At 61.4% G+C, this 24900-nt stretch carries 26 protein-coding genes; 12 read left to right on the top strand and 14 right to left on the bottom strand.

The genetic code is table 11. The features are described from left to right. From AC2VLV_RS08830 to AC2VLV_RS08855, 6 genes are all read right to left on the bottom strand, one after another. Positions 1-977, bottom strand: a 977-nt coding sequence (locus AC2VLV_RS08830; protein WP_486989637.1) for a sensor histidine kinase, incomplete at its 3' end; no start/stop codon positions are given. A 2-nt stretch (positions 978-979) separates the two neighbouring features. Then, on the bottom strand, positions 980-1726 hold the full coding sequence (locus tag AC2VLV_RS08835; protein WP_486989638.1) for a response regulator: 747 nt from the start codon (positions 1724-1726) through the stop codon (positions 980-982). Positions 1727-1822: 96 nt separating this feature from the next. After that, positions 1823-2407: a Spy/CpxP family protein refolding chaperone gene (locus AC2VLV_RS08840; RefSeq protein ID WP_486989639.1), complete on the bottom strand. Its 585-nt coding sequence runs from the start codon at positions 2405-2407 to the stop codon at positions 1823-1825. Between the two features lie 108 nt (positions 2408-2515). Then, positions 2516-2785, bottom strand: coding sequence for an HPr family phosphocarrier protein (locus tag AC2VLV_RS08845; protein ID WP_486989640.1), 270 nt, complete (start codon positions 2783-2785; stop codon positions 2516-2518). After that, complete coding sequence (locus AC2VLV_RS08850; protein WP_486989641.1) at positions 2754-3215, bottom strand: PTS sugar transporter subunit IIA; 462 nt, start codon at positions 3213-3215, stop codon at positions 2754-2756. The genes AC2VLV_RS08845 and AC2VLV_RS08850 overlap by 32 nt, the downstream gene beginning before the upstream one ends. Before the next feature lie 50 nt (positions 3216-3265). After that, on the bottom strand, positions 3266-3838 hold the full coding sequence (locus AC2VLV_RS08855; RefSeq protein WP_486989642.1) for a hypothetical protein: 573 nt from the start codon (positions 3836-3838) through the stop codon (positions 3266-3268). A 219-nt stretch (positions 3839-4057) separates the two neighbouring features. Here AC2VLV_RS08855 and AC2VLV_RS08860 point away from each other — a divergent pair, with 219 nt between their 5' ends. The 7 genes from AC2VLV_RS08860 (at position 4058) to AC2VLV_RS08890 (ending at position 12379) form a co-directional block, all read left to right on the top strand. Then, positions 4058-4498, top strand: a complete 441-nt coding sequence (locus AC2VLV_RS08860) for a thioredoxin family protein (RefSeq protein ID WP_486989643.1) — start codon at positions 4058-4060, stop codon at positions 4496-4498. A gap of 244 nt (positions 4499-4742) precedes the next feature. Next, positions 4743-6212 (top strand): TolC family protein, encoded by a 1470-nt coding sequence (locus tag AC2VLV_RS08865; RefSeq protein WP_486989644.1) that lies wholly within the window; start codon positions 4743-4745, stop codon positions 6210-6212. Positions 6213-6298: 86 nt separating this feature from the next. Continuing rightward, complete coding sequence (locus AC2VLV_RS08870; RefSeq protein ID WP_486989645.1) at positions 6299-7390, top strand: efflux RND transporter periplasmic adaptor subunit; 1092 nt, start codon at positions 6299-6301, stop codon at positions 7388-7390. Beyond that, on the top strand, positions 7383-10709 hold the full coding sequence (locus AC2VLV_RS08875) for an efflux RND transporter permease subunit (RefSeq protein WP_486989646.1): 3327 nt from the start codon (positions 7383-7385) through the stop codon (positions 10707-10709). The genes AC2VLV_RS08870 and AC2VLV_RS08875 overlap by 8 nt, the downstream gene beginning before the upstream one ends. Before the next feature lie 38 nt (positions 10710-10747). After that, positions 10748-10972: a YgaP family membrane protein gene (locus AC2VLV_RS08880; RefSeq protein ID WP_486989647.1), complete on the top strand. Its 225-nt coding sequence runs from the start codon at positions 10748-10750 to the stop codon at positions 10970-10972. A gap of 12 nt (positions 10973-10984) precedes the next feature. Next, positions 10985-11980, top strand: a complete 996-nt coding sequence (locus AC2VLV_RS08885) for an SLAC1 family transporter (protein WP_486989648.1) — start codon at positions 10985-10987, stop codon at positions 11978-11980. 105 nt (positions 11981-12085) lie between these two features. Beyond that, positions 12086-12379, top strand: coding sequence for a metal-sensing transcriptional repressor (locus tag AC2VLV_RS08890; RefSeq protein WP_486989649.1), 294 nt, complete (start codon positions 12086-12088; stop codon positions 12377-12379). 6 nt (positions 12380-12385) lie between these two features. Here the strand turns inward: AC2VLV_RS08890 and mnmA are convergent, their stop codons facing one another. Continuing rightward, positions 12386-13492, bottom strand: coding sequence for a tRNA 2-thiouridine(34) synthase MnmA (mnmA, locus tag AC2VLV_RS08895; RefSeq protein WP_486989650.1), 1107 nt, complete (start codon positions 13490-13492; stop codon positions 12386-12388). 28 nt (positions 13493-13520) lie between these two features. Beyond that, positions 13521-14009 carry an NUDIX hydrolase gene (locus AC2VLV_RS08900; RefSeq protein WP_486989651.1) on the bottom strand — a complete coding sequence of 163 codons (489 nt, stop codon included), beginning with the start codon at positions 14007-14009 and terminating at the stop codon, positions 13521-13523. Positions 14010-14247: 238 nt separating this feature from the next. On the opposite strand from AC2VLV_RS08900, the gene AC2VLV_RS08905 reads away from it, so the two are divergent. The 5 genes from AC2VLV_RS08905 to AC2VLV_RS08925 all read left to right on the top strand — a co-directional run bounded on the left by AC2VLV_RS08905 (position 14248) and on the right by AC2VLV_RS08925 (position 18700). Beyond that, positions 14248-15369 carry a Re/Si-specific NAD(P)(+) transhydrogenase subunit alpha gene (locus AC2VLV_RS08905; protein ID WP_486989652.1) on the top strand — a complete coding sequence of 374 codons (1122 nt, stop codon included), beginning with the start codon at positions 14248-14250 and terminating at the stop codon, positions 15367-15369. Between the two features lie 45 nt (positions 15370-15414). Then, positions 15415-15717 carry an NAD(P) transhydrogenase subunit alpha part 2 gene (locus tag AC2VLV_RS08910; protein WP_013122565.1) on the top strand — a complete coding sequence of 101 codons (303 nt, stop codon included), beginning with the start codon at positions 15415-15417 and terminating at the stop codon, positions 15715-15717. 115 nt (positions 15718-15832) lie between these two features. Continuing rightward, on the top strand, positions 15833-17257 hold the full coding sequence (locus AC2VLV_RS08915) for an NAD(P)(+) transhydrogenase (Re/Si-specific) subunit beta (protein WP_486989653.1): 1425 nt from the start codon (positions 15833-15835) through the stop codon (positions 17255-17257). A 116-nt stretch (positions 17258-17373) separates the two neighbouring features. Next, positions 17374-17673: an H-NS histone family protein gene (locus tag AC2VLV_RS08920; protein ID WP_276707111.1), complete on the top strand. Its 300-nt coding sequence runs from the start codon at positions 17374-17376 to the stop codon at positions 17671-17673. A gap of 187 nt (positions 17674-17860) precedes the next feature. Next, on the top strand, positions 17861-18700 hold the full coding sequence (locus tag AC2VLV_RS08925) for a Crp/Fnr family transcriptional regulator (protein WP_486989654.1): 840 nt from the start codon (positions 17861-17863) through the stop codon (positions 18698-18700). Here the strand turns inward: AC2VLV_RS08925 and AC2VLV_RS08930 are convergent. The 6 genes from AC2VLV_RS08930 to AC2VLV_RS08955 form a co-directional block, all read right to left on the bottom strand. Continuing rightward, positions 18619-19245, bottom strand: coding sequence for an SAM-dependent methyltransferase (locus tag AC2VLV_RS08930; RefSeq protein WP_486989655.1), 627 nt, complete (start codon positions 19243-19245; stop codon positions 18619-18621). The two genes, AC2VLV_RS08925 and AC2VLV_RS08930, sit on opposite strands and share 82 nt — an antisense overlap. Positions 19246-19260: 15 nt before the next feature. Continuing rightward, positions 19261-20574: a phenylacetate--CoA ligase family protein gene (locus AC2VLV_RS08935; RefSeq protein ID WP_486989656.1), complete on the bottom strand. Its 1314-nt coding sequence runs from the start codon at positions 20572-20574 to the stop codon at positions 19261-19263. 43 nt (positions 20575-20617) lie between these two features. After that, positions 20618-21448, bottom strand: a complete 831-nt coding sequence (locus AC2VLV_RS08940; RefSeq protein WP_486989657.1) for an ABC transporter ATP-binding protein — start codon at positions 21446-21448, stop codon at positions 20618-20620. A 64-nt stretch (positions 21449-21512) separates the two neighbouring features. Beyond that, entirely contained in the window at positions 21513-22856 is a 1344-nt protein-coding gene (locus AC2VLV_RS08945) for an ABC transporter substrate-binding protein (protein WP_486989697.1), read from the bottom strand. A 64-nt stretch (positions 22857-22920) separates the two neighbouring features. Continuing rightward, positions 22921-23985, bottom strand: coding sequence for a branched-chain amino acid ABC transporter permease (locus AC2VLV_RS08950; RefSeq protein WP_486989658.1), 1065 nt, complete (start codon positions 23983-23985; stop codon positions 22921-22923). Positions 23986-23999: 14 nt separating this feature from the next. Then, the gene (locus AC2VLV_RS08955) at positions 24000-24896 is read right to left on the bottom strand and encodes a branched-chain amino acid ABC transporter permease (protein WP_486989659.1); all 897 of its coding nucleotides are present in this window, start codon (positions 24894-24896) and stop codon (positions 24000-24002) included. Positions 24897-24900: the final 4 nt, after the last annotated feature.

Raw genomic sequence — 24900 nt, forward strand, 5'->3', positions numbered from 1 at the left:
AGGCCCAGCCCGGTGCCTTCGCCGCGCCCGGACAGGCGCTCGAAAGGCTCGAAAATGCGCTGCGCATCGGCCGGGGGAATGCCCGGCCCCTGGTCGCAGACGCGGATGATGCCGCCGCCCTGCACCGCGGTCAGGCTGACTTGGGGCGCGGCGCCCGGCGCGTGGCGCTGGGCGTTGTCGAGCAGATTGCGCACAGCGCGGCGCAGCAGGCGTTCGTCGCCCTGCAGAGTGATCCAGTCGCCGTGCACTTCAACGTCGAAACGTGCGGCTTCTTCGGCCAGAAGGGCGAGCAGGTCCAGTTCTTCGAGCTGGAGGGTTTGTCCGGTCGCGGCATCGAGTCGGCTGGAGAGCAGGATGTCGTCGATCAGCGCATCGAGCTCGGCGAGATCGTGCTTGGCGGCACGCGCGGCGACATCGCGCGCAGCGGCGGGCACGGGGGTGGACAGCGTTTCCAGGCTGAGACGCAGTCGCGTGAGCGGGGTGCGCAGCTCGTGCGAGGTGTAGGCCAGCAGCGATTTATGGCTCTGCATCAGCGATTCAATTCGCCCGGCGGCGGTGTTGAAGCTTTGCGCGAGTTGCGCCACTTCGTCGCGTCCTTGCACGGGCACGCGCGCGCTCAGGTCGCCGCCGCCCCAGGCGCGCACGCCCTGCTGGAGATTTTCCAGCCGCCGGGTCAGCCGCCGCATGATGGGGTAAGTGACCAGGCTGAGCAGAATGGCGGTGACCACGGTGCCGGTGAAAGGCGACATCAGCAGATGACGCCAGGGCGAGGGCGGGCCGATGCCGTGCTGCTGCATGAAGGCGCGGAAGACTTCGCGCCGGAACTGGGCCTGCTGCGGATCCATCTCGAACACCCAGTGAAACACCAGGGCGGACACGAGCGCCTGCACCAGCAGCGCCAGAATCAGGGCGATCCACAGACGCTTCCAGAGCTTGGCCTGTTTCGGTGTGCCGTCTGGCGGCGTGGGCGAGGACATATTCAGATGCCGTCCTGCGATTTGGTGAACACATAACCCGCGCCGCGCAGGGTGAGAATGCGGCGGGGGTGGCGCGGATCGTCTTCGATGGCGGCGCGGATGCGGCTGATATGCACGTCGATGGAGCGGTCGAAGGCTTCGAGCGATTCACCCTTGACGGCGCCCAGCAGGAACTCGCGCGTCAGCACCCGACCTGGGTGGCGCGCGAGCACTTGCAGCAGATCGAACTGGTAGGCCGTCATCGGCCGGTCTTCTCCGTCGATGCGCGCCTGACGGGCGGCAGGGTCGATATCGAGTCGCCCAAAGCGCAGGATTTGTTCGGCCTGCGGATCGCGCGGCGACAGGCTGCCCGCGCGGCGGCGGGTAATGGCGCGCAGCCGCGCCAGCAACTCGCGCGGCTCAAACGGCTTGGTGAGATAGTCGTCGGCGCCGATCTCCAGCCCGACCACGCGGTCGAACGGGTCGCCGCGCGCCGTCAGCATGAGCACGGGCAGATCGCTGTGCGTGCGCAGGCGGCGGCAGATGTCGAGGCCGTCGCCGTCGGGCAGCATGAGGTCGAGCACGAGCGCGTCGAAACCTGGGGCGTCACCGCGCCGCGGGTTGAGTTCGCCCTCGGCCTGCGCGGCATTGGCCGCATGCGTCACCTGCCAGCCGGCGGTCTGCAGGAAATCGCTGACCTGTTGGGCCAGCCGGAGGTCATCCTCAACCAGCAGTAGCTGGCTGGGGGAGGTGCGGGTTTGCGGGGTCATGGGAAATCCCGTTCAGGAAGTCGCAGTTTCAAAAAACGCAGTTTCATCAAAAACACACAGGCCGCGAAGCGGCCTGCGTCCCTCTGTGAAGAAGCCTTATTGCATCATGCCCGGGCCGCCCATTGGCTTCATGCCAGGGCCGTGACGATGTTCCATGCGCTCCATGCGGTGTTCCATCATGGCGTAGAGCTTGGCGCGTTGCTCGGGAGTGAGGATTTGCGCCATTTCGTACTGCGTCTGCGTGCGGTTGCGCGAGAGCTGGTTGGCCAGGGCCATCTGCTTGTCGCGCAAGGCCTCGAGTGCACCGCGATCGATCTGCGGCGCGGCCAGCAGCTTCATGCGCTGCTGCATCAGACCGCGCATTTGCTCCATTTCCGGGCGGGCTTTTCCCCAGGATTGTTTTTGCAGCGCGCGCATTTTGTCACGTTGCTCCGGGCTGACGCCAGCCTTGGAGAGCATGCGCTCCATGCCCCGCTCGCCGTGTTTGCCGGGGCCGCAATGGCCCATTTTTCCCCCCATGCCGCCGTGCTGCATGGGGGCATCGGGCGGCGGGGTTTGCGCGCTGGCCAGCGCGGCGTGGCTGGCCACGGCGACGACTACTGCGGCACTGACCATGCCCAGAGTGCGGCGCAGCCGCGACACCTTGGCGGACGGGGAAGGAGATGAGGTTTGAGGATTCATGGCAGTCCTTGAGAAGGAAGTAACGATGAATCCATTTTGCGAGGCGGCGATTGCCCGCAAGTCTCGCGGGGGTGAAGATATGTAAAGCTGCGAAATCTTCCGCCGCGCTTACTCGCCTTCGCCAAACTTGTCGTCGAACAGCGCCTGCACCGCGTCGAGTGCGATATCGGCCTGATCGCCTTCGGCATCGACCGTGACGGTGGAGCCGATGCCCGCCGCCAGCATCATCACCCCCATGATGCTTTTGGCGTTGACGCGACGCGCGCCCTTGGAAATGAAGAGGTCGCAGGGAAACTGTCCCGCGAGCTTGGTGAGCTTGGCCGACGCGCGGGCGTGCAGACCGAGCTTATTGCTGACTTGAATGATGCGTTGCGGCATGAGAAGGGCTGCGGAGGGGCTGTTGTTGTGGGGCGCTTGCGGAAACCTGAATCACGCCCTGAATGGCGCCAGCCGTCGCGCGGGTGGCCAGACCGTCGAGCGACTCGTCTTGATAGCACACCGACCGCAGCAGCATGGGCAGGTTCACCCCGGCCACGATCTTGAGCTTGAGGTCATCTGCCAGTTCGGACAGCCGCAGCGCGATATTGCTCGGCGTGGCGCCGAAAACGTCGACCAGCACCAAGGCGCTGCCATCTGCTGCAGCCTGGCGCAGCGCGGGCAGGGCGGCCTGCGCCGTGTCTTCGACCACGGCGTCGGGTGCCACGTCGAAAGCCAGCAGTTTTTGCGGACATCCGGCGTACACATGGCTGGCGCATTCTTTCAAGGCGCTGGCGAGCGGAGCGTGGGCAACGATGAATAGACCGGGCATACGGAACTTACCGGCGAGTGAATCTGCTTTGCATGATAGGTCGCTGATTTTCAGGGGGATGGGGATAAATTCACAGATCCGGCGAAAGTTTGCGCCGCTTCATCTTTGAATTCGTCAGAGGGTGCAAACGCAGTGACCTGATAGACGTTATTGCCCTGGCTGAACAGCAAAACCCGCTCTCGCACCGGTTTGCCGTCGGGCGTCTGACCGTCGATGCGAAGGTCAAGGCTATCGGGCAGACCCGGTGTGGCATTTTTGGGAATGTCAGGCGAAGAGAAGGTGACCTTGCCATGCACATTGTCAACCGCGGCGTGATGCAACTGAGCCAGCGCCCGGGCGGCCAGCGCGGGGTTGGGTAGTTGGGCATGGGCGAGCGCAAAGGTCATTTTGTCGGCCACGCAGCCGGTCATACTCATTTTTATCTTCTGGTCGGCCAGATCCACGTCCTGCGCGATCTGCTCCGGTTTGCAGGGATAGGTCAGCAGAATGTTGATGTCTTTTGGTCGCACATCACGCCAGTCGAGTGCGGGAGAGCAGGCGCTGAGAAGCGCCGCAACGGTAAGCAGCAGGGTGGAAAAACGGATCACCGACGCTGCCGCTGGGTATCGGGCTGTGGATAACATACCCCCATTATCCCGTGACTTCGGAGTCGAGGTGTCTGTATGTCGAAGGTGAAGGTGTTTTCTCTCAAGGAAACGCAGGGCCGCCCCAAGTTTCCTTGTCCCCCACGGGGGGCGGGCTGGGCGCAGTCCAGCCCTGGGGGCGCTCAGTGCAAGCCCCGAGAGGGCTTCGTCGCATTAAGCCAACAGTGGCGACAGTTTCTGCGCCTTGTTTCACTGCTTTTGCTGAGCCTGACTGCGGGTGCGGCCTGGGCTGAAACGCCGCTGCCGCCGGTGCAGAACCTGCAGCAAAGCGCAATTCAGGCCGCGGCAAAGGATCAACCCCTCATCGTCATGTTCAGCCTGCCCAACTGCCCATTCTGCGAAAAACTGCGGCGCACTCAATATCAGTTCATGGCCAAAGAAGGCTATGTGGTGCAGCAGATCGAGATCACCAGCCGCAGCCCGGTCACCGGGTTCGATGGCAAGCCGACGACCGGTGTGCAACTGGCTCGGCAGTTCGGCATCCGGCTTGCGCCGACGGTGCTGTTTTTCGGGCCCGGCGGCAAAGAGATCGGCGAGCGCATCACCGGTGCGCCCACGGCGGATTTTTACGGCGCCTTCATTGATCGCGCGCTGAAAGAGAGTGCGCAGGCGCTCAAGGCCAAGTCGGGCGCGGCCTGAGCGGCCTGCCGCTTGTCGCATTGCGGCGACAAATCGCCTCTTGGCAAGGCGGGAAATCGGATACCCCCATGGGTATTGATATACTCCTGCCTGTATGTATCGCGTGACCTCGCCGAACGGGGCGGCTATCCTCGAAGCAGTCTGCCCCGCTTGGGGGCTTATACACCTGAGGGTGTAGGCGCTTCGGGATCGGTTTCACGCATTCCTTGTTTAGTTTTCCTCTTTCTGGCGGAGCTGGATGATGATGGATTCCATGCCCCGACGCGTGCGCGTCGGGTTGTTGGCAGGTGCTTGTCTTTACGTTTTTTGGAGTATGGCGTCGGCGCAGGCTGAGACGCTGGATTTCCGCCAGGCGGTGGACGTGGCGCTGAGGCAGAACCCCGATTTGCTCGGCGTACAGGCGCAGATGGCGCAGGCGCGTGCCGGCATCAATCAGGCAGAGGGTGCGCGCCTGCCAAAAATCACCGTGTCGGCTGGGGTTACCCGTACCAACGACGCGCTCAATGCCTTCGGTATCAAGCTGTCGCAGCGGCAGGCGACGTTCAACGATTTTGGCGCTGGGCAGTTCGACCCGACTAACCCCAATGTGCTGAGCGTGGCGCCCAACTCGCTCAACTACCCCGGTTCGGTCAACAATTTCAATACTCGCATCCAGGCCGAGCTGCCGATTTACACCGGCGGCAAGTTGCAGGGGTATCTCCAACAGGCCCGTTCCATGCTGATGGCGGCGCAGGCCGGTGATCAGGCGGCCAGGCAGCAGATCATCTATCACGCCCTGCAGGCGTATGACGGCGTGTACACCGCGCGTGCCTTTAAGGGCGTGGCGGGCAAGGCGCTGGAAGCGTCGCAAAGCCAGGTGAAAACGGTGGACAGCCTGTTCAAGCAAGGCGTGGTGATCAAGAGCGATCTGCTTTCCGCGCAGGTGCGGCAGGAGGACGTGAAGCTGCAGCAGGATCAGGCCGCCAATATGGAAGCGCAGGCGATGGACGCGCTGCATGTGGTGCTTGGCGTGCCGCTGAACCAGCCCATCACCCTGGGGCCGGAAGTCATGGTGACCCTGCCTGAGGGCGACCCGAATGCTTGGGTCGGACAGGCGATGGAGCGCAACCCGAAAATTCAGGCGCTGCAGCACCAGATTGCCGCGGCTGGCGGCAAGATCGAGGTGGCGCGCGCTGACCGTTATCCGCAAATCGGCGCCATGGCGCGGTTCGATACCAATGACCCGAACGTCGGCTTCGAGTCGCGCAGCTACACCGTGGGCGCGCAGCTCAACTGGACAATCTTTGACGGCGGTGTGACGCAGAACGCGGTCGATCAGGCCGTGGCCAAACGCATGGAGCTGCAGGCCAAACTGCAGAGCGAACAAAACCAGCTTGGCATGCAGGTTCAGGACAGCTACCGAAAGGCCATCGAAGCGGCCAATCAGGTCAAGACCCGCGAGCTGGCGGTCAAGCAATCTGAAGAAGCCGCGCGCATCGTCAGCAAGCGCTATGCCGATGGCGTGGGCACGCTGGTCGAAGTGCAGGGCGCGCAAGCACAGCTCGACAAGGCGCGAGCCGATCTCATCATGGCCAAGCAGCAGGTCAATATGCAGCGCGCCGCGTTGCGGCTGGCGATCGGTGATCTGACGCTTGACGCCACGCAGCCAATCAAGCCGGTAGCGCAAGCCGCGGTGGCGCAGACCGTTGCAGCTGACGCGCCCTCCAAACCCTGAAAGCGCTGCCGACCGGGCGCTTTGCCCGTCTGCTGCGCGCCGTTTCCTGAAGTGCATCCGAACCTGATCTTTTTCTCATGACCGCCATGAACCATTCTGTCCTGCCTTTGCTGCGCCGCGCGCCGCTGGCCCTCGTGCTGTCCACAGCCCTGTTGTCGGCCTGCGGCCATCAGACTGATACTGCGCAAACACCGGCCGCGCCCCGAGTCGTGGCGGCGCAAACCCTCAAGCTCGCATCGAGCGATCAGCAAAACCTCACCCTGCTGTCGGGCACGGTGGTGTCGAGCAATCAGGTGCAGATTGCATCGCGGCTGATGGGCTATATCCGCACTCTCAATGTCAAAGAGGGGCAGAACGTGAAGGCCGGGCAGTTGCTTTTCCAGGTCGATCCCACCGACATTCAGGGCCAGGTGGCGCAGGCGCGCGCCGGGCTGGCGCAGGCGCAGGCCAATCTGGCCAACGCCAAGGGTGATCTCGAGCGTTTCGGCAATCTGTACAAAGAGCAAGCCATCCCGAAACAGCAGTGGGATCAGATCCAGTTGCGCTACCAGGTGGCGCAGGAGCAGGTGGCCGCAGCCCAGGCCGGCTACAACACCGCTGCGGCGCAGATGCGCTATTCCTCCGTCACCTCGCCGATCAGTGGTGTGGTGGTTCAGAAGATGGCCAACCAGGGTGATCTGGCCGCGCCGGGCCGTCCGGTGCTGGTGATCGAAGGGCAGGGCAAGTTGCAGGTGACGACGCAGGTGCCGGGCGAGGTGTTCGCCAAGATCAAGGTGGGCGACAAGGTGCAGGTGCTGGCCAACGGCAAATCGCTGCAGGGCGCCATCGCCCAGGCCGTGCCGGTGGCCGACCCGATGAGCCATACCCACACGGTGAAAATCGACTTGCCCGCGAAGGCCGGGCTGGATAGCGGCAGCTTCGTGCGCGTGGGCTTTGCCGTGGGCAGCTCGCCGCAGTTGCGCGTGCCGCAAAGCGCCGTGGTTGATCGCGCCGGGATGACCGGGGTGTTCGTGGTCGACAAGGACGGCATCGCCCACTTCCGGCTGGTGCGTGTGGGTGCGGAGATGGGCGCCGATGTCGAGATTCAGGCCGGGCTGAACGCGGACGACACCATCGTCACCAGCAATCTGCCTGAAGTGGAAAACGGCGTGAAGATCGGCGGAGGCAACCGTGGCTGAACATGCGGCTCCCATGAACAGCGCGGGCAAGCTGGCCCGCGCTTTCATCGAATCAAAAATCACCGCCCTGATCATGGTCGGCCTCACCCTCGCCGGGGTGCTGGCCTTGCTGGTCACGCCGCGCGAATACAACCCGCAGATCGTGGTGCCGGCGGCGAACATCATCGTCGCCAAGCCGGGGGCCGGGCCGCAGGAGATTCAGAATCTGGTGGTCAAGCCGCTTGAAGCCATCATGGCCTCGATGTCCGGCGTCGATCACACCTATGGCTATGCGACCAACGACTTCGGCGTGGTCACGGTGCAGTTCAAGGTGGGCGAAGACCAGGAGAAAAGCCTGGTCAAGATGTACAACCAGTTGATGCAGAACCTCGACCGCATTCCCCCCGGGGCGATGCAGCCGGTGATCAAGCCGATCAATGTGGATGACGTGCCCATTCTCACCCTCACGCTGTCGTCGGCCACGATGAACGGCATGCAGTTGCGCGACGTGGGCGAAAAGGTGCTGGCGCATCTGCGCAATGTGCCCGGAGTGTCGTTCACCGAGGTGGTGGGCGGCGCGCCTCGCGCGGTGAACGTGGCGATTTCGCCGAGCAAGCTGGCGGCAGCCGGCATTCCGCTCGAACAGCTCGACAAGATTCTGCAAGGCAGCAACGCAGCGGCGCCCATCGGCAATCTGGTGGATGGCAACAAGGTCACCCCGGTACGCATCGACAGCTTCCTCGGCAATGCGCAGCAGGTGGGCGACATCATGATCGGCGCACCGGGTGGCAAGCCGGTTTATCTGAAGGACGTGGCCAAAGTCACCGAAGGTCCGGAACAGGTGGACGACCTCTCGCACTTCGCCTGGGGCCTGGCCGCCAAGGGCAAGCCGCAGGGTCAGGAGATGAGCGCGGTCACGCTGGCCATCGCCAAAAAATCGGGCACCAATGCGGTGGTCGTGGTGCACGATGTGCTCGCCAAGCTCAGCGAGATCGAGAGTTATGCGCTGCCGCAGGGGGTGCATGTCACCGTGACCCGCGACGACGGCCACAAGGCCAACGAGGCGGTGAACACGCTGGTGGAGCATCTGGGCATCGCCATTGTCAGCGTGTCGCTGCTACTGTGGTTTTTCCTCGGCTGGCGCGAGGCGGGCATCGTGACGCTCACCGTGCCGCTGACGCTGTTTGCCGTGCTCACGGTCGATCTGATCGTCGGCCAGAGCATCAACCGCATCACCCTGTTCGCGCTCATTCTCTCGCTGGGCCTGCTGGTCGATGGCGCCATTGTGGTGATCGAGAACATCCACCGACACCTGCATGGCGGGCCGGTCAAGAACTTCAATCGAACGGTAATTCAGGCGACCAACGAAATCGGCAATCCCACCAATATGGCCACGCTGGCGGTGATTCTCGCCTTTGTGCCGATGGCCTTTGTCAGCGGCATGATGGGGCCGTTCATGCGGCCCATTCCGATCAACGTGCCGGTGGCCATGATCGCCTCGCTCATCCTGGCCTATACCGTGGTGCCCTGGGCGGCGCGGGTTTGGCTAAGCAAAAAGGCCATGCGCGAGGCACTGGCGCACAGCAGCAGTCTGGAAGAAGAAGGCGCGCACAAGCAGGACAAGCTGCACACGGCGTATCTGAAAATGATCGAGCCGCTGTTGCGCAACCGTGTTCAACGCAACCTGATGTTCCTCGCCGTGCTGCTGCTGCTCATCGCGGCCATGCTCATGCCGGCCTGGCAGTTCATCCGGCCCTCGGGCATGAACGGCCCCTTGTCCGCGCTGGGCGTTGAACTCAAGATGCTGCCCAACGACAACACCAATACCTTCCTGGTGCAGGTTGACACCCCGGCAGGCTCGACGCTCGAGCGCACCGATCAGGTGGCGCGTGCGGTGGGCGATGTGCTGGCGACCAATCCTTATGTGGTCGATTACCAGACCTTCGTCGGCCAGGCGGCGCCGATCGACTTCGCTTCGCTGGTGCGCGGCGACATGCTCAAGCGCGGCGACAACTTTGCACAGATTCGCGTGAATCTGGTGGGCAAGGGCGAGCGTTCGGTCGAGTCGCACGAAATCGTGCAGAAGCTCTATGACCAGCTTGCCCCGGTGCGCGCACGTTTCCCGTCCACCTTCATCAAGCTGTTCGAGACACCGCCGGGCCCGCCGGTGCGCGCGCAGGTCATGGCCGAGTTGTATGGCCCGAGCTATGCGACTCTGCGCTCCTCCGCCAAGGACGTGCTGGGCGACTTCGACAAAACCTACGGCCTGATGAACCGGGACGACTCGGTGACGACCACGACCTCGGAGTACCGCATCAAGATCGACCGTCAGAAAGCGGCGATGTCGGGCATCGTGCCCGGGCAGATCATCCAGTTGCTGCACAACTATGTATCCGGGCTGAAGGTCGGCGCGGTGCATGACAGCAACGCGCTGGAGCCGGTCAACATCATCGTGCGCGTGCCGCGCGCCGATCGCCAGAGCCCGCAGCAACTGCTCGACGTGCCGATCCAGAATGCGCAAGGCAAGGTGATTCCGCTCTCGAGCATCGCCACGGTGGAGAAGACCACGCTGGCCAAACCGATCTACAGCCGCGACCAGCATCCGGTGGTTTATGTGGGCGGAGAAATGATTCATTCCAGCCCGGTGTATGCCACCTTGAGCCTGAACTCCATGCTCGACGGCAAGAAGCTCGCCAACGGCACCACCTTCACCACCGGCAACCTCGGCTTCACCGAAACCCCGGCCAGCGATCTCAAGGGCTATCAACTGCTCTGGGGCGGCGAAATGCGCCTGACGCTCGACGTGTTCCGCGATCTGGGCGCGGCCTTCATGGTGGCGCTGGTGTTCATCTACCTGCTGCTGGTGGCGTATTACAAGTCCTTCCTGCTGCCGGTCATTGTGATGGGGGCCATTCCGCTGACGCTCATCGGCGTGTTCCCCGGCCACTGGATCACGCATCAGTCGTTCACCGCCACCTCGATGATCGGGGTCATCGCGCTCGCGGGTGTGGTGGTGCGCAACTCGCTGCTGCTGATCGACTTCATCCTCGATTACCGGGCCCGCGGCTACAGCCTGCAGGAGTCGGTCGCGCAGGCCGGGGCGGTGCGCCTGCGGCCCATTCTGCTCACGGCGCTGGCCATCATGTTCGGCTCGGCCATCATGGTGTCCGACCCGGTGTTTGGCGGCCTGGCCGTGTCGCTGATCTTCGGCACTCTGCTGTCCACCATCCTCACCCTGATCGTCATCCCTCTGCTCTACTACGTCTGGCAGATCCGGGTGAAGCCCAAAGTTCCGCCCAAGGCCCCGGCCGCTCCGGCTGAACCTGTGCTGACGACTTGAATCTGACGACTCAACGATCACAACCTTGGAGATTTGAAATGACTGTCGAACGCTATATCCGTGTTATCGCTGGCACCTTCGTGCTGCTGTCCGTGCTGCTGGGCGCGCCCGCCAGCCCGATCTTCGTCTCGCAGTGGTTCCTGCTGTTCACCGGTTTTGTGGGCGCCAACCTGCTGCAATTCGGTTTCACCAATCTGTGCCCGCTGGGCTTTTTTCTGCGCAAGCTGGGCGTGCCCGATTCCAAAGTCAACAGCTGCGGCTGATCGGGCAGGGTGATGGCACGTTCTGCTCATCCCCGCCTCAAGTTCCTCGCGCCCGGCTGGTTTGCCGTGGTCGTGGGCTGGGGCGGCCTTGCTTTGGCCTGGCATCAGGCCACGGCCCTGCTCGGCGAACCCGCGGCCATGATCTCGCAGGTGCTGGGCTGGGCCGCCATTGGCGCGCTGGGCTTGCTCGCGCTGCTCACCGGACTGAGATTGCAGCGGCATGCCTCCGACTGGTTGGCCGACGTGCGCCACCCCGTGCTGGCCCTGGTGCCCATGGCGATGCTGGTGACCGCCGGGTTTGCCGTGCAGGTGCTGGGCGCCAACAATGTCTGGATGGCCGGATTCTGGATGCTCGGCGCCTGGGCTCAGTTGGCCGTGACGGTGTGGGTCTTTCATCGCCTGCGGCAGAGCGCAGCGACTGACAAAGGGCCGAATTGGGCGGGCATTACCCCTGCGCTCTTTCTGGCCGCGGCAGGCAATGTCGTCGTGCCCTTTGCCGGCGCCGCACTCGGTTTTCAGATCTGGTCCGTAGCGCAGTGGACGATCGGTGCGCTCTTTTTTGTCGTGGTGCAGGTGCTGTTCATGGTGCGCGTCACGGCCTTCGGCATGCTGCCGCGCAAGCTCTTGCCCATGCTGTTCATCGCCGTTGCACCTCCGGCGGCCGGCGGCCTGGGCTTGGCTCAACTGGGCGCGCCCGTCGAGGCACTGGAGGGGGCGTGGGGCATTGCGCTGTTCTTCGTCATTCTTAGCTTTCTGTCGTTCAAGCCAATGATGCAGGAGGCCTTCACCATCGGCCACTGGGCGCTGTCCTTCCCCTTGGCCGCGTTTGCCGGACTGTCGATGCACCTCGCCCTCATGACGCAAAACGGCGCGATGCAGACCTTTGCCATTCTGGCACTGGCGCTGGCCTCGGTGATCATCGGCTGGTTGACCCTGGCGACTGCGCGCGGCCTGCGCGATGGCAGCTTGCTCGCACCTGAACCGGTGGCGCTGATTCATGCGGCCTGAACGGGCTTGGCTGGTGCGGCCGACGGATTCGGGCCGCTCGCCTATGATGGAGAAGATCGGATGAAACGCAGTACCAAGCCCATACAGATTCCCGGAGCCATCACCATGTCAGTTCTGACCAACGAAGCCTCTCGCACAGACATTCTCAACCGTCTCAAGCGTGCCGAAGGGCAGATGCGCGGCGTACAGCGCATGATCGAAGAGGGCGAGCCCTGCCTGAAGGTGGCTCAGCAACTCTCAGCCGTGCGCAAGGCGCTCGACAGCACCTTTGTGCGAATGACCGTGTGCTATCTGGAGCAGGAACTTGACGGGCGTCTGGAGCCCACCGAGGGCGGCGAGCAGCCCAAGCTCAGCGCCATGCTCGACGAAGTTGAAACCCTGCTGGCCCGGATGAATTGAAAGTTTTCAGGCGTTCCTCGATGCGGCCTCGATGATGCCGCCGCCCAGACAAACCTCGCCGTCATACAGCACGGCCGACTGTCCCGGCGTTACCGCCCATTGCGGTGAGTCGAACTTCAGGGTGAAGCGCTTAGTGCCTTGGCCCTGATAACGGCAAGCCGCGTCCACCTGACGATAGCGGGTCTTCACACCGTAGCCGCAGGCCCCTTCAGCGGGCGCCGTGCCCGACACCCAACTGGCCGACAGCGCCTGCAGCGTGTGGCTTAGCAGCAGCGGATGATCGTGGCCCTGCGCCACGATGAGCTGATTGCGTTCCAGATCCTTTGCCGCCACGAACCAGGGCTCGCCGTTGCCGCTCTTGCTTCCACCCAGGCCGATGCCTTTGCGCTGTCCGAGGGTGTAGAACGCCAGTCCCAGATGCTGGCCTACCGTCTTGCCCTCGGGGGTTTTCATCGCGCCGGGTTGCGTGGGCAGGTAGCGGCTGAGAAAGTCGCGAAACGGGCGCTCGCCGATGAAACAGATGCCGGTGGAGTCTTTCTTGCGGGCGTTGTGCAGGCCAATCGCTTCGGCTACTTTGCGTACTTCAGTCTTGTTCAGTTCGCCCACCGGAAACAGCGTGCGCGCCAGTTGCGCCTGATTGAGACGGTGCAGAAAGTAACTCTGGTCTTTCGAAGCGTCCAGCCCGCGCAGCAGTTCGAAGCCGTGATCGGTTTCACGCACCCGTGCGTAATGCCCGGTGGCGATGCGGTCTGCGCCCAGGCGCATGGCATGGTCGAGAAAGGCCTTGAACTTGATTTCGGCGTTGCACAGCACGTCCGGGTTGGGTGTGCGTCCGGCGGCATATTCGCGCAGGAAATCGGCAAACACCCGCTCTTTGTATTCCGCCGCGAAATTCACCGCCTCGATGTCGATGCCGATGCGGTCGGCCACGCTCGCGGCGTCGAGCCAGTCTTGACGCGTGGAGCAGTATTCGCTGTCATCGTCGTCTTCCCAATTTTTCATGAACAGGCCAACGACCGTGTAGCCCTGCTGTTTGAGCAGCCAGGCGGAAACGGAGGAATCGACCCCGCCGGAAAGCCCGACCACAACGGTGCCGCGAGAAGAAGATGTCATGCGCAAATTGTAGAAAAACGGGCCAAGCTCAACCGAACACACTCGGGTCGGTGGCGATCAGTTCCAGGGGATAGCGCTGCCCCCGTAAGTAATCCTCAACGCAGCGCAACACCAGCGGGCTGCGATGACGGCTGGCACTGGCACGCAGGGCGTCGAGGCCCATCCACACCGTGCGCACGATGCCTTCGTCCAGCGCGCGCCCGGGGTCTGCAGCGGAGACTTCACCGCAGAATGCGAGTCGCAGATAGCTCACATCCTGATGACCGCTTGCAATGTGACGCTGGGTGCGCGACAGATACACGCCCACCAGGCCGGTGGGGACGAACACCCGGCCGGTTTCTTCCAGTGCTTCACGTACCGCGCCCTGCAGCGGGCTTTCACCCGCTTCCAGATGGCCTGCGGGCTGATTCAGACGCAAGCCATCGGCCGTCTGCTCTTCGACGAGCAGAAAACGGCCGGCCTGTTCGACGATGGCTGCAACCGTGACGCGAGGGCGCGCAGAGGGATCAGGGTGCATGACGGCAAGAATGCATGAAATAGAAATAGGGCTTGATGCAAAATATTAAAAAAAGCAAAAGAGATTTCCTGATGTACGTAATTTGCGCTGCAGCAATCTTAGGGAAAACGCGGGATAATGCTGCGCTTGGATCTATTGCTTAGGCAAGCAGATTTGTTCCGACAGAGTGGGGCTGAAACGACTTCGTGTTCGTGCTGCGTTCAGACCCCGATAAAGCAGACTTCAAAGGAGAGACTCCATGCGTATCGGCATTCCGGCAGAAACTTTGGCCGGCGAAGCCCGTGTTGCAGCAACACCGGAAACAGTCAAAAAATTGATTGCCCAGGGACACAACGTCGTGATGCAGGCCGATGCCGGCCTGCGCGCAGACGCCCCTGACGCAGATTACATCGCCGTAGGCGCCACCATCGGCGATCGCGCCGGGGCCTTTGCGGCCGAAATGGTGCTCAAGGTCAGGCCTCCCACAGCCGAGGAACTCGGGCTGATGAAGACCGGCACCGTATTGGTCGGCATGCTCGATCCGTTCAACGCCGAAGGCTTGCAGGCCATGACCGACGCAGGGCTGACGGCGTTTGCGCTCGAAGCGGCGCCGCGTACCTCACGGGCACAGAGCATGGACGTGTTGTCCAGCCAGGCCAATATCGGCGGTTACAAAGCTGTCATGCTGGCGGCCAATCTTTACCAGCGCTTCATGCCCATGCTGATGACGGCAGCCGGCACGGTGAAAGCCGCGCGCGTGGTGATTCTGGGTGCCGGGGTGGCGGGTTTGCAGGCCATTGCCACGGCAAAACGTCTGGGCGCGGTGATCGAGGCTTCGGATGTGCGTCCTGCGGTCAAAGAGCAGATCGAGTCGCTGGGCGCGAAGTTCATCGACGTGCCTTTCGAAACCGATGAAGAGCGCGATATTGCCCAAGGCGTCGGCGGTTATGCCCGTCCGATGCCCGCCAGTTGGATGCAGCGGCAATCCGCCCTTGTTGCCGAGCGGGTCAAGCAGGCCAATGTGGTCATTTCCACGGCGCTGATTCCGGGCCGCCGGGCGCCAGTGCTGATTACCGAGGAAATGGTCAAGTCGATGAAGCCGGGCTCGGTGATTATCGACATGGCCGCGGCGCAGGGTGGCAACTGCCCTTTGACCGAAGCCGGAAAAATTGTGGTCAAGCATGGTGTGACCCTGGTGGGCGAAACCAATCTGCCCGCCCTCGTGGCCGCCGATGCATCGTCTCTGTACGCGCGCAATGTGCTCGATTTTCTGAAACTGGTGTTCGACAAGGAAAAGGGTTTTGTGGTGAATATGGAAGACGACATCGTCGCCGCCTGCCTGATGTGCCGAGACGGGCAGTTGCTGCGCAAGTCGGCCTGATTTTCCACCCTGTCAATGATTTTCATCCTGAACAAGGACTGAACCATGCATGAAATCTCTCCTCTGGTGATCAATTTCACCATTTTTGTTTTGGCAATCTATGTGGGCTACCACGTGGTGTGGAATGTCACCCCGGCTTTGCATACCCCGCTGATGGCGGTGACCAACGCCATATCTGCCATCATCATCGTGGGCGCCATGCTGGCTGCCGCGTTGACCGTGACGCCTCTGGGCAAAATCATGGGAACCCTCGCGGTTGCGCTGGCAGCGGTCAATGTATTCGGCGGGTTTCTCGTGACGCGGCGCATGCTGGCCATGTTCAAAAAGAAAACAGCCGGCAAGAGCTAAATCACACCCCAATAGATATCTGACGTTACCGCTTAGCCAACAGATGTCGCACCGATCTGTTTCGAGCCGCGGCAGGTGACGCGCAGCATCAAGGACTCAATTTATGACACTCAGCATGAATCTCGTGACCCTGCTGTATTTGCTCGCAGCGGTCTTTTTCATTCAAGCGCTCAAAGGCTTGTCGCACCCGACGACCAGCCGGCGCGGAAATGTGTTCGGCATGACAGGTATGGCCATCGCCGTCTTCACGACAGTGGCCTTGATTATCAAGGTCGGAGGCGATGCCGGGGCGCTTGGTCTCGGATATGTGCTTCTCGGGCTGGTGGTCGGCGGCGGCATTGGCTCCTACATGGCCAACCGCGTCGAAATGACCAAAATGCCCGAGCTGGTGGCTTTCATGCACAGCATGATCGGTCTGGCAGCAGTGTGTATCGCCGTGGCCGAAGTCGCCGAGCCCCACGCCTTTGGCATTGTCCAGGCTGCTGGTGACCCGCTGCCTCCGGGTAACCGTATCGAGCTGTTCATTGGCACGGTCGTGGGTGCCATTACCTTCAGCGGTTCGGTCATCGCCTTTGGCAAACTCGCCGGGCGCTACAAGTTCCGCCTGTTCCAGGGCGCGCCCGTGCGGTTTGCCGGGCAGCATTGGCTCAACCTGATCATTTTTCTGGCGGCCATTGGTTTTGGCCTTTGGTTCTGGGCGACGGCGGCGTGGACCCCCTTTCTCATCATGATGGCGCTGGCCTTCGTGTTGGGCGTGCTGATGATTATTCCCATCGGCGGCGCCGACATGCCGGTCGTGGTGTCGATGCTCAACAGTTATTCCGGATGGGCTGCGGCCGGCATTGGTTTTTCGCTCGAAAACAATATGCTCATCATCGCCGGTTCATTGGTCGGATCTTCCGGTGCGATTCTGAGCTACATCATGTGCAAGGCGATGAACCGGTCTTTCATCAGCGTGATTCTGGGCGGGTTTGGCGCCGAGTCTTCCACAACGACCGCGGCGGTGCAGCAACGCCCGGTGAAATCGGGCAGCCCGGATGACGCCGCGTTTCTCCTGTCCAACGCCGAAACGGTCATCATCGTGCCCGGTTACGGTTTGGCTGTGGCCCGCGCGCAGCATGCTGTCAAGGAACTGGCGCTGAAACTCACCGAGCGCGGAGTGAATGTGAAGTATGCGATTCACCCCGTAGCTGGCCGCATGCCGGGCCATATGAATGTGCTGCTCGCCGAGGCCGAGGTGCCCTACGACCAGGTTTTCGAAATGGACGATATCAATCCAGAGTTCGGACAAGCTGATGTCGCCGTGATTCTTGGCGCCAATGACGTGGTCAATCCCTCGGCGAAGACCGATCCAAAATCGCCGATTGCCGGTATGCCAATTCTTGAGGCTTACAAGGCAAAAACCGTCATCGTGAACAAACGTTCGATGGCTGCAGGGTATGCGGGTCTGGATAACGAACTGTTTTACATGGACAAAACCATGATGGTCTTCGGTGATGCCAAAAAGGTCGTGGAAGATATCACCAAGGCCATCGAATGATCGCTTGAAGCATTCCAGTGCTTATGAATGAGCCCGCCTTGTGCGGGCTTTTTTTTATTTTTTGTTTTGTCGTATGATGAGCCCGGTTTTAACTTTCAACACAGGAGAAGGTGCTCATGGCAACGTATAAAGAATTGCAGTCACAGATTGAAGCCCTCAAACAGCAGGCTGAAACGCAACGCAAGGCAGAGATTGCCGCCGTGGTGAGCGATATTCGCGCCAAAATGGATGAATACGGTATTACCTTGGCCGATCTCGGTTCGCGTCGCGGCGGGGCGTCGTCCAAGGGATCGACGGTCGCGCCGAAATATCGCAACGCGCAGACGGGTGAAACCTGGACCGGGCGGGGAAAAATGCCGCGCTGGCTTCAAAGCGCAGTGGACGGCGGCAAAAGCAAGGAATCTTTCCTGATCTGAATACAGCACGGCGCTTTGCCTGCATGTTGCGAGCGTCACTCGCAACACAAAAAAACCGGGGATGCCCCGGTTTTTTTGTGGGTGACGTTCTCAACAGTGCATTGCGTCAAGTCATGATATTTACACACAGAAATACGAGTGACGGCAAAAAATCGCGAGCATAGAGCCTGAGACAGGAAACATGTGCATGAACGACTCTAAAACGCCAATCTGGGCAGCCCGCAGCGGCTGGTGGGGGCGTTTGCAGCCTGTTGAAAAGGCCCGCGTGGCTTCGGAAGTGGGCTATCAGAGTGTGCCAGCAGGGCAGGCGCTGCAGCCTCTGGGCGAAACGGCCCAGCATTGGATCGGCTTGATGTCGGGGCTTGCGAAATTTACCGTGACAACGACCACTGGCAAACCGTTGGTTTATTCCGGCGTGGGGGCTGGCGGTTGGTTCGGCGAGGGAACGCTGATGCGACTGGGGGTGTGGCGCTATCAGGCCCAAGCCATACGCACTTGCGAATTGGCGCTGGTGCCGCGCGAAACTTTTCTCTGGTTGCTTGAGCGCAATATTGCCTTCAACCATTATCTGCTGCAGCAACTCAACGACCGCCTCGAACTGATGACCTTGCAGGCGCTGGACGATCAGCAAAGCGGTGCTGAATCGATTGTCGCCCGAACCCTGCGGCATTTGTTTCACCCGCTCGCCGGCGCGAATGGCGGCGCGCTGAAAGTCACGCAGTCAGAAATCGGCCAGCTTTGTCATTTGTCGCGCCAGCGGGTGAATCAGGCCTTTCAACGCCTGGAGGCGGACGGCGTGCTGCATCTGCGGTATGGCGGAGTGGAAATTCTCGACACGGACAAACTGCGGGCTTGGGAGTTTCGTGGTTTGAGTGCCAGAACGTCGGAAAAATCGCAGAGCAAACTGCGAGCCGCTGCGCTGTCCCGATCGAGCGGCGTGGCCGACTATTCCCGCGCGTCTGATGCGACTGGACGGAGCACGAGCGCCAGCTCGGCCGAACCTCCGGGGTGCGGAACGCGCGAGTAGGGCGGCTTGGGCCACTGCCACTGTGTGGACGGAAATACCGCGCGCATGGCCAGAATGTCGCAGTGATAAGGCGGGCCCTGTATCCACCCTTCCTCTGCGCCGGGTTTTGCGGTCTGCATGAACAGGGCGAAAAGCCGCCCTTGTGGCGCCAGCCACTGGTGCAGCCGATTTGCGTAAGCCATCCAATCGTCCGGGTAAAGCGCGCACAGGCAGGTTTGCTCCCAGATGGCGTCAAACGGTTGCGACGCATCCCATTGCCGCACATCGGCTTGCAAGACGGTCGCACTCAAGCCCTGTTTCTGCAAGCGCTCGGTCACCAGGGCGACGGCCTGCTCCGCGTAGTCCAGCGCGGTGACTTCAAACCCTGCGGCCGCCAGATGCAAAACCTCATGCCCCGCGCCACAGCCCGGCACCAGAATGCGACAGGGTTTGAGCGTACCCTCTGCGATCCAGTGCAGAAGTTGCGGATGCACAGCGCCGCGATCCCATCCAGTCGTGTGGGTGCGAAAGCGTTCGTTCCAAAATTCAGCGGTCGGTCCGGGCATGATGGGGTTGTCGCCTCAACCATCGGCCTGAACCTGGCTTGAAGGTCTGGGGCGAAGGTCTGAAATGGTAGGTGCATTCTGCAGCCAATTTTCGCTGGACTGCCAGGTAACTTCGGCGCGCAGTTTTGTGAGGTCGCGCATCGTTTGTTGCAGGGATCGGGCCAGGTTGGGCGATGCCACTTCCGAGACGCAGATAAGTTGCATTTGATCCTCTCCGTCGCGCTGCGACACTTCCAGTCGTGCCCAGCGGACTTCTGGATGGCGTTTCAGAACATCCTGAATCTGATGCGGGTGAACGAAAAGGCCTCTTACTTTGGTGGCCTGATCAGCTCGGCCCATCCAGCCTGCGATGCGCAATTGCGTGCGGCCGCAAGATAGCGGGGTGTGACGCGATTCGGGAAGGATAGAGGACAGATCACCTGTGCCGAAACGAATCAGCGGGTATGCCGGGTTGAGTACGGTGACAACCACTTCACCGACCTCGCCATCAGGGACGGGACGATTGTTTGGATCCAAAATTTCGATCAGCACGGATTCATCGACAAGCAATCCGTTTCGTTCTCGGGTTTCAAAGGCGATCAGACCCACATCTGCGGAGGCATAGCATTGCAATGCGGTAATGTTTGCGGCATCCAGCCGCTCGCGCAGCGCACTGTTCAATGCTTCTCCAGAGACGAGTGCCTTGGTCAGTCGTGGCAGCGCGATGCCCAACGCTTGGGCGCGATCGACCAGGATGCCGAGAAATGAGGGCGTTCCGCCATAACAATGCGCGCCCAAATCGGCGAGGGCCTGCACTTGCAACTCGGTCTGTCCGATTCCAGCGGGAAAAACCGTACATCCGAGCCGATGCGCGCCGCCTTCGAGCATGGCCCCTGCCGGGGTGAAGTGGTACGAGAAGCTGTTGTGCAGCAATTCCCCAGGGCGCAACCCAGCTGCGTGCAGGGCGCGCGCCATGCGCCAGGGATCGATGCCGCTGCCTTGAGGTTCATAGATGGGGCCGGGGGAACTGAATACGCGGTGTGCGGTGGCCCGGTGTGGCTGCCGCGTGCTCCAACCAACGGTGGCATGGCCAGCGAACACATCGCCACCGCGCTCGCAACTTGCTCTTTGCAATGCCAGCAGCTCGTTCTTTCTCAAGACTGGAATGCGTGCGAGTGCATCGCGCCCTGTAAGCTCTTCGGGTTCTATCTCGCGTAGCCTATCTGCCCAGGCTGATGCATTGGCTTTGGCATGCGCGGCGGTGAGCTTCAGTGCCCCCCAGAACTCGGCTTCTCGCTGATCTGCGGACCGAGTCTCAAGGGCGTCATAGGGGGTATCGTGGTATTCCATGACTACGGTTACTCCTCGGTATCTGTTGACGGTTTCCGCCGGGTCAACTCAGCCAGCGTTTTCGACGACGGTAGCTTCGCGCCTCCCGGAAGGACTTCTGACCCCGGTCGGCCAGACCGAGATAGAACTCCCGTACGTCATCGTTAGCGGCCAGATCCGCCGCAGCGCCATCGAGGACCACACGGCCGTTCTCCAGGATGTAGCCGTGATCGGCATAGCGCAAGGCCATGGCCGTGTTCTGCTCGGCCAGCAGGAAAGTCGTACCTTCGCGCTGATTGAGCTCGCGAACGATCGCGAACACTTCGTCGACGACCTGCGGCGCAAGGCCCATCGAAGGTTCGTCGAGGAGGATGAGCTTGGGACTCGCCATGAGCGCACGGCCGATGGCGCACATTTGCTGTTCGCCGCCTGAGGTATAGGCGGCCTGGCTGTGACGACGCTCTTTCAGGCGTGGAAAATAGGTGTAGACCTTATCGAGGGTCGCTTGCACCGCACCCTTGCCATCGCGGCGGCTGTAGGCGCCGGCAAGCAGGTTGTCCTCAATGGACAGGTGGGCAAAGCAGTGTCGTCCCTCCATGACCTGCACCACACCTTGGCGAACCAAGGCGGGTGCGTCCTCCTTGTCGATCCGGTGGCCTTCATAGTGAATGGAGCCCTTGGTGACCTCGCCACGCTCGGCACGAAGCAGGCACGACACTGCGCGCAAGGTCGTGGTTTTCCCTGCCCCGTTGCCTCCGAGCAACGCGGCAATGCGTCCCTTGTCGACGCGAATGGACACCCCCTTGAGGACGAGGATGACATGGTTGTAAATCACCTCAATGCCCTGCACGTCGAGCATGGGTGGGACAGCCTGCGCAGTGGTGTGGGTAGTCATGGGTCGCCTAGAAAATCGGGTGGGCGCCCGACCTGCAGTGAGCTTGGCCGGGCAGGGTGGATCATCAGGAGCCCGAGGTCATTTCCTTTGCGCAGTCGCGCGGCGCAATGTTGTGCTCCTTGGCGTATTTGGCTGCGGCCTCGCGGACCATGGGCTTGATGATCTGCATGTCGGCCTCATACCAGGCGTCGTGCATCACCCACTTTTTCCCGTCCCACGTCTGCATGCGCGCCCAGCTTGATCCCATGTGGTCATCGCAGGTGGTTCGCAGGGGTCTAAGCTGCCCTTCAATGCCCAGTCTTTTCAGCGCAGCGTCGTTGAGGTTCAGATTCTCCAGGCCCCAGCGCACCTGTTCCCCAGTCATGGGCTTCTTGCCATATTGTTCCTGTGAGCGGCGCACGCCCTCGACTGCGAGCATGGCGGAATACAGACCGCGGTTGTAGAGCACTTGACCGACCAGATCTCGTGCACCAGTGCCGTTGTTCTTGTCATAGACGTACTTCAAGATGTCTTGCTGCACCTTGCCGACTCCAGCGCCGTACTGCATGGCAAGCGCGTTGTAGCCCTTGGCAGATTCGCCGACATCCTTCACATCCGGCTCAGCGCCAGACCACCACACGCCATACATCCGATCCAGTGGATAGGCCGTGGCGACGGCCTCTTTCAGCGCGGTTGCATTCATCACGCCCCATCCCCACAGCAGCACATAATCGGGCCGTTCCCGGCGGACCTGCAGCCAAGTCGCCTTCTGCTCGACGCCAGGGTGGGTGACCGGCAACTTGATGAACTTGAAACCGTGCATCTTGGAGCGGGCCTCAAGCATCGCGATGGGCTCTTTCCCGTAGGGCGAGTCGTGATAGACGAGTGCGATCGTCTTTCCCTTGAGCTTTCCGGCCCCGCCCTCACGCTTGATGAGCGCCTGCACGATGATGTCCGCAGCGGTCCAATAGGTGCCGAGCATCGGGAAGTTCCACTTGAAGACTGCGCCGTCGGCGGATTCAGACCGTCCGTAGCCTGCGGTGATCAGCGGAATCTTGTCCTTGGGGGCTTTTTCCGTGAGAGCAAACGTCACACCAGTGGATAGTGGTTGCACTACGGTAGCGCCAGTCGGGCCTTTCCCCTTGAGGCGCTCGTAGCATTCAACGCCGCGGTCTGTTGCGTAGGCAGTTTCGCACTCCTCCCAGGTGAGCTTTACGCCATTGACGCCACCATCTCGTGCGTTGATCATTTTGAGATAGTCGACGTACCCGTTGGCCCACGGTACGCCGTTCGGGCCGTAGGGGCCGGTACGGTAGACAAGCACTGGGAAGAACTGTTCATTTGCCGCAGCCTGCGCCAGCGGGCCAGCGAGCGAGGCTGCCAGCGCGACCATGACGGTCGCGCCCAATAGGGTTTTTCGCATGTTCATGAGGTTCTCCTTCATCGTTTTGGTGAGGTCAGGCAAGGCGCGGCGATTACGCCGCTTGGAAAACTCAGTGCGGAAAAGGCCATAGCCGCAGTTTGTTCTTGGCCGTGCTCCAGAGCCTTGCCATGCCATGCGGCTCAGCAATCAGGAACAGCACGATCAACACCCCAAAGGTCATCAACTCCAGGTGCGAGACGAAACTAGTGGACGCTTGCAGCCCGAGAAGGCTGGGCAGACGGTTGAGAAAAATGGGGAGCAGCACGATGAAGGCTGCACCGAACAGGCTGCCCATCACCGAGCCCAGGCCGCCGATGATGATCATGAACAGCAGCTTGAGCGAGAGATCAATATTGAACGCGGCAGGCTCCCAGGATCCGAGATGAACGAAGGCCCAGAGTGCGCCCGCGATGCCGACAATGAAGCTGCTCACGGCGAACGCGGACAACTTGGCACGCACCGGAGAAATTCCGATCACGCTGGCCGCCACATCCATGTCGCGCGTGGCCATCCATTCGCGACCCTTACGGCCACGCACCAGATTTTTGACGAGTAGGGCGAGAACGCTCAGTATGGCTAGACAGAACAGATATTTACGGATGGGGCTGTCAATCACGAAGCCAAAGACCTGCAACTGAGGGGCAGTAACAGACCCAGACGATGACCCATTGGTCAACCACGGCACATGAGCGAATACCCAGTCGGAAAAGAACTGCGCGGCCAGTGTGGCTACGGCCAGATATAGCCCACGGATGCGCAAACTCGGTAGACCGAACACCATGCCAGCCAGGGCAGCAATCAGTCCGGCCAGTACCAGCGCGATCAGTAGCGGCATGCCGGGCAGACGCACCATCAAGTTGAAGGCCGCGTAAGCGCCTACTGCCATAAAAGCGCCCGTGCCAAGCGAAATCTGGCCACAGTAGCCGACCAATACATTGAGACCAATTGCGGCTAGCGCCAGTATGAGAAACGGCACCAATAAAGCGCGAAGCAGATAATCCGAGCCCAGCATTGGCGCGACGACAAAGGCGATCAACAACACGGCGCCGATGAACAAGCGATCCTGACGGATCGGGAAGATCTGGGCGTCATCGACGTAGCGGGTCTTGAACTGGCCATTTTCACGATAGAGCATCGAGTTGCCTCCTATCAAACGCGGTCGATGATGCGTTCGCCAAAAAGCCCTTGCGGCCGCGCGAGAAGTACCAGTAGGGCTAACAGGTAGGCAAACCAGCTTTCAATTCCGCCACCGAGCAAAGGGCCGAGGTAGACCTCGGCAAGCTTCTCGCCGAGGCCGACGATGAGGCCGCCGACGATAGCTCCTGGCACCGAGGTGAGCCCGCCAAGAATGACCACCGGCAGACCCTTGAGCGCAATAAGCGATAGCGAAAATTGCACCCCCAGCTTGGAGCCCCAGATCATTCCGGTCACCAAAGCGACCAAGCCGGCGATGGACCACACAATCACCCACATGCGTGACAGCGGGATGCCGATGGACTGCGCTGCTTGGTGGTCGTCGGCGACGGCACGCAATGCCCGACCAACGCCCGATTTCTGGAAGAACAGGGTGAGCAGAGCAACCAGGGCCGCTGCCGAACCTGCGGCGATGAGGTCTTCGTTGCTCACCAGGATGCCGCCCGGTATCAATGACTCCAACATGATGGTGGGCTGCTTGGGCATGCCGAGATCAATGGGGTAAATGTCGTCACCCCAGACCATTTGTCCCAGCCCTTCGAGGAAGTAAGCCACGCCAAGGGTCGCCATCAACAAGGTGACGCCTTCCTGATTGATCAAATGGCGTAGCACCAGCCTTTCAATCAACCAGGCAAGCACCACCATGATGGCGAAAGCCAGCAGAAAGGCCAGCGGCCAGGGCATGTGTTCCTGGAGTCGCGCCATGGACAGCGCGGCGAATAGCACCATTGCACCCTGGGCAAAGTTGAACACCCCGGAGGCTTTGTAGATCAACACGAAGCCCAGCGCGATCAGGGCGTAGAGCACGCCGGACATGAGGCCGGCGATGATGGTTTCGATGAAAAATCCCATGGCT

Source organism: Thiomonas sp. TH-17, assembly GCF_057473305.1.

Bases quoted from the DNA above. Each gene is read 5' to 3' on its own strand.
- AC2VLV_RS08835 (WP_486989638.1), bottom strand. From the start codon at position 1,726: ATGACCCCGCAAACCCGCACCTCCCCCAGCCAGCTACTGCTGGTTGAG.
- AC2VLV_RS08840 (WP_486989639.1), bottom strand. From the start codon at position 2,407: ATGAATCCTCAAACCTCATCTCCTTCCCCGTCCGCCAAGGTGTCGCGG.
- AC2VLV_RS08845 (WP_486989640.1), bottom strand. From the start codon at position 2,785: ATGCCGCAACGCATCATTCAAGTCAGCAATAAGCTCGGTCTGCACGCC.
- AC2VLV_RS08850 (WP_486989641.1), bottom strand. From the start codon at position 3,215: ATGCCCGGTCTATTCATCGTTGCCCACGCTCCGCTCGCCAGCGCCTTG.
- AC2VLV_RS08855 (WP_486989642.1), bottom strand. From the start codon at position 3,838: ATGTTATCCACAGCCCGATACCCAGCGGCAGCGTCGGTGATCCGTTTT.
- AC2VLV_RS08865 (WP_486989644.1), top strand. From the start codon at position 4,743: ATGGATTCCATGCCCCGACGCGTGCGCGTCGGGTTGTTGGCAGGTGCT.
- AC2VLV_RS08870 (WP_486989645.1), top strand. From the start codon at position 6,299: ATGAACCATTCTGTCCTGCCTTTGCTGCGCCGCGCGCCGCTGGCCCTC.
- AC2VLV_RS08880 (WP_486989647.1), top strand. From the start codon at position 10,748: ATGACTGTCGAACGCTATATCCGTGTTATCGCTGGCACCTTCGTGCTG.
- AC2VLV_RS08885 (WP_486989648.1), top strand. From the start codon at position 10,985: ATGGCACGTTCTGCTCATCCCCGCCTCAAGTTCCTCGCGCCCGGCTGG.
- AC2VLV_RS08890 (WP_486989649.1), top strand. From the start codon at position 12,086: ATGTCAGTTCTGACCAACGAAGCCTCTCGCACAGACATTCTCAACCGT.
- mnmA (WP_486989650.1), bottom strand. From the start codon at position 13,492: ATGACATCTTCTTCTCGCGGCACCGTTGTGGTCGGGCTTTCCGGCGGG.
- AC2VLV_RS08900 (WP_486989651.1), bottom strand. From the start codon at position 14,009: ATGCACCCTGATCCCTCTGCGCGCCCTCGCGTCACGGTTGCAGCCATC.
- AC2VLV_RS08905 (WP_486989652.1), top strand. From the start codon at position 14,248: ATGCGTATCGGCATTCCGGCAGAAACTTTGGCCGGCGAAGCCCGTGTT.
- AC2VLV_RS08910 (WP_013122565.1), top strand. From the start codon at position 15,415: ATGCATGAAATCTCTCCTCTGGTGATCAATTTCACCATTTTTGTTTTG.
- AC2VLV_RS08915 (WP_486989653.1), top strand. From the start codon at position 15,833: ATGAATCTCGTGACCCTGCTGTATTTGCTCGCAGCGGTCTTTTTCATT.
- AC2VLV_RS08920 (WP_276707111.1), top strand. From the start codon at position 17,374: ATGGCAACGTATAAAGAATTGCAGTCACAGATTGAAGCCCTCAAACAG.
- AC2VLV_RS08925 (WP_486989654.1), top strand. From the start codon at position 17,861: ATGAACGACTCTAAAACGCCAATCTGGGCAGCCCGCAGCGGCTGGTGG.
- AC2VLV_RS08930 (WP_486989655.1), bottom strand. From the start codon at position 19,245: ATGCCCGGACCGACCGCTGAATTTTGGAACGAACGCTTTCGCACCCAC.
- AC2VLV_RS08935 (WP_486989656.1), bottom strand. From the start codon at position 20,574: ATGGAATACCACGATACCCCCTATGACGCCCTTGAGACTCGGTCCGCA.
- AC2VLV_RS08940 (WP_486989657.1), bottom strand. From the start codon at position 21,448: ATGACTACCCACACCACTGCGCAGGCTGTCCCACCCATGCTCGACGTG.
- AC2VLV_RS08945 (WP_486989697.1), bottom strand. From the start codon at position 22,856: ATGAACATGCGAAAAACCCTATTGGGCGCGACCGTCATGGTCGCGCTG.
- AC2VLV_RS08950 (WP_486989658.1), bottom strand. From the start codon at position 23,985: ATGCTCTATCGTGAAAATGGCCAGTTCAAGACCCGCTACGTCGATGAC.
- AC2VLV_RS08955 (WP_486989659.1), bottom strand. From the start codon at position 24,896: ATGGGATTTTTCATCGAAACCATCATCGCCGGCCTCATGTCCGGCGTG.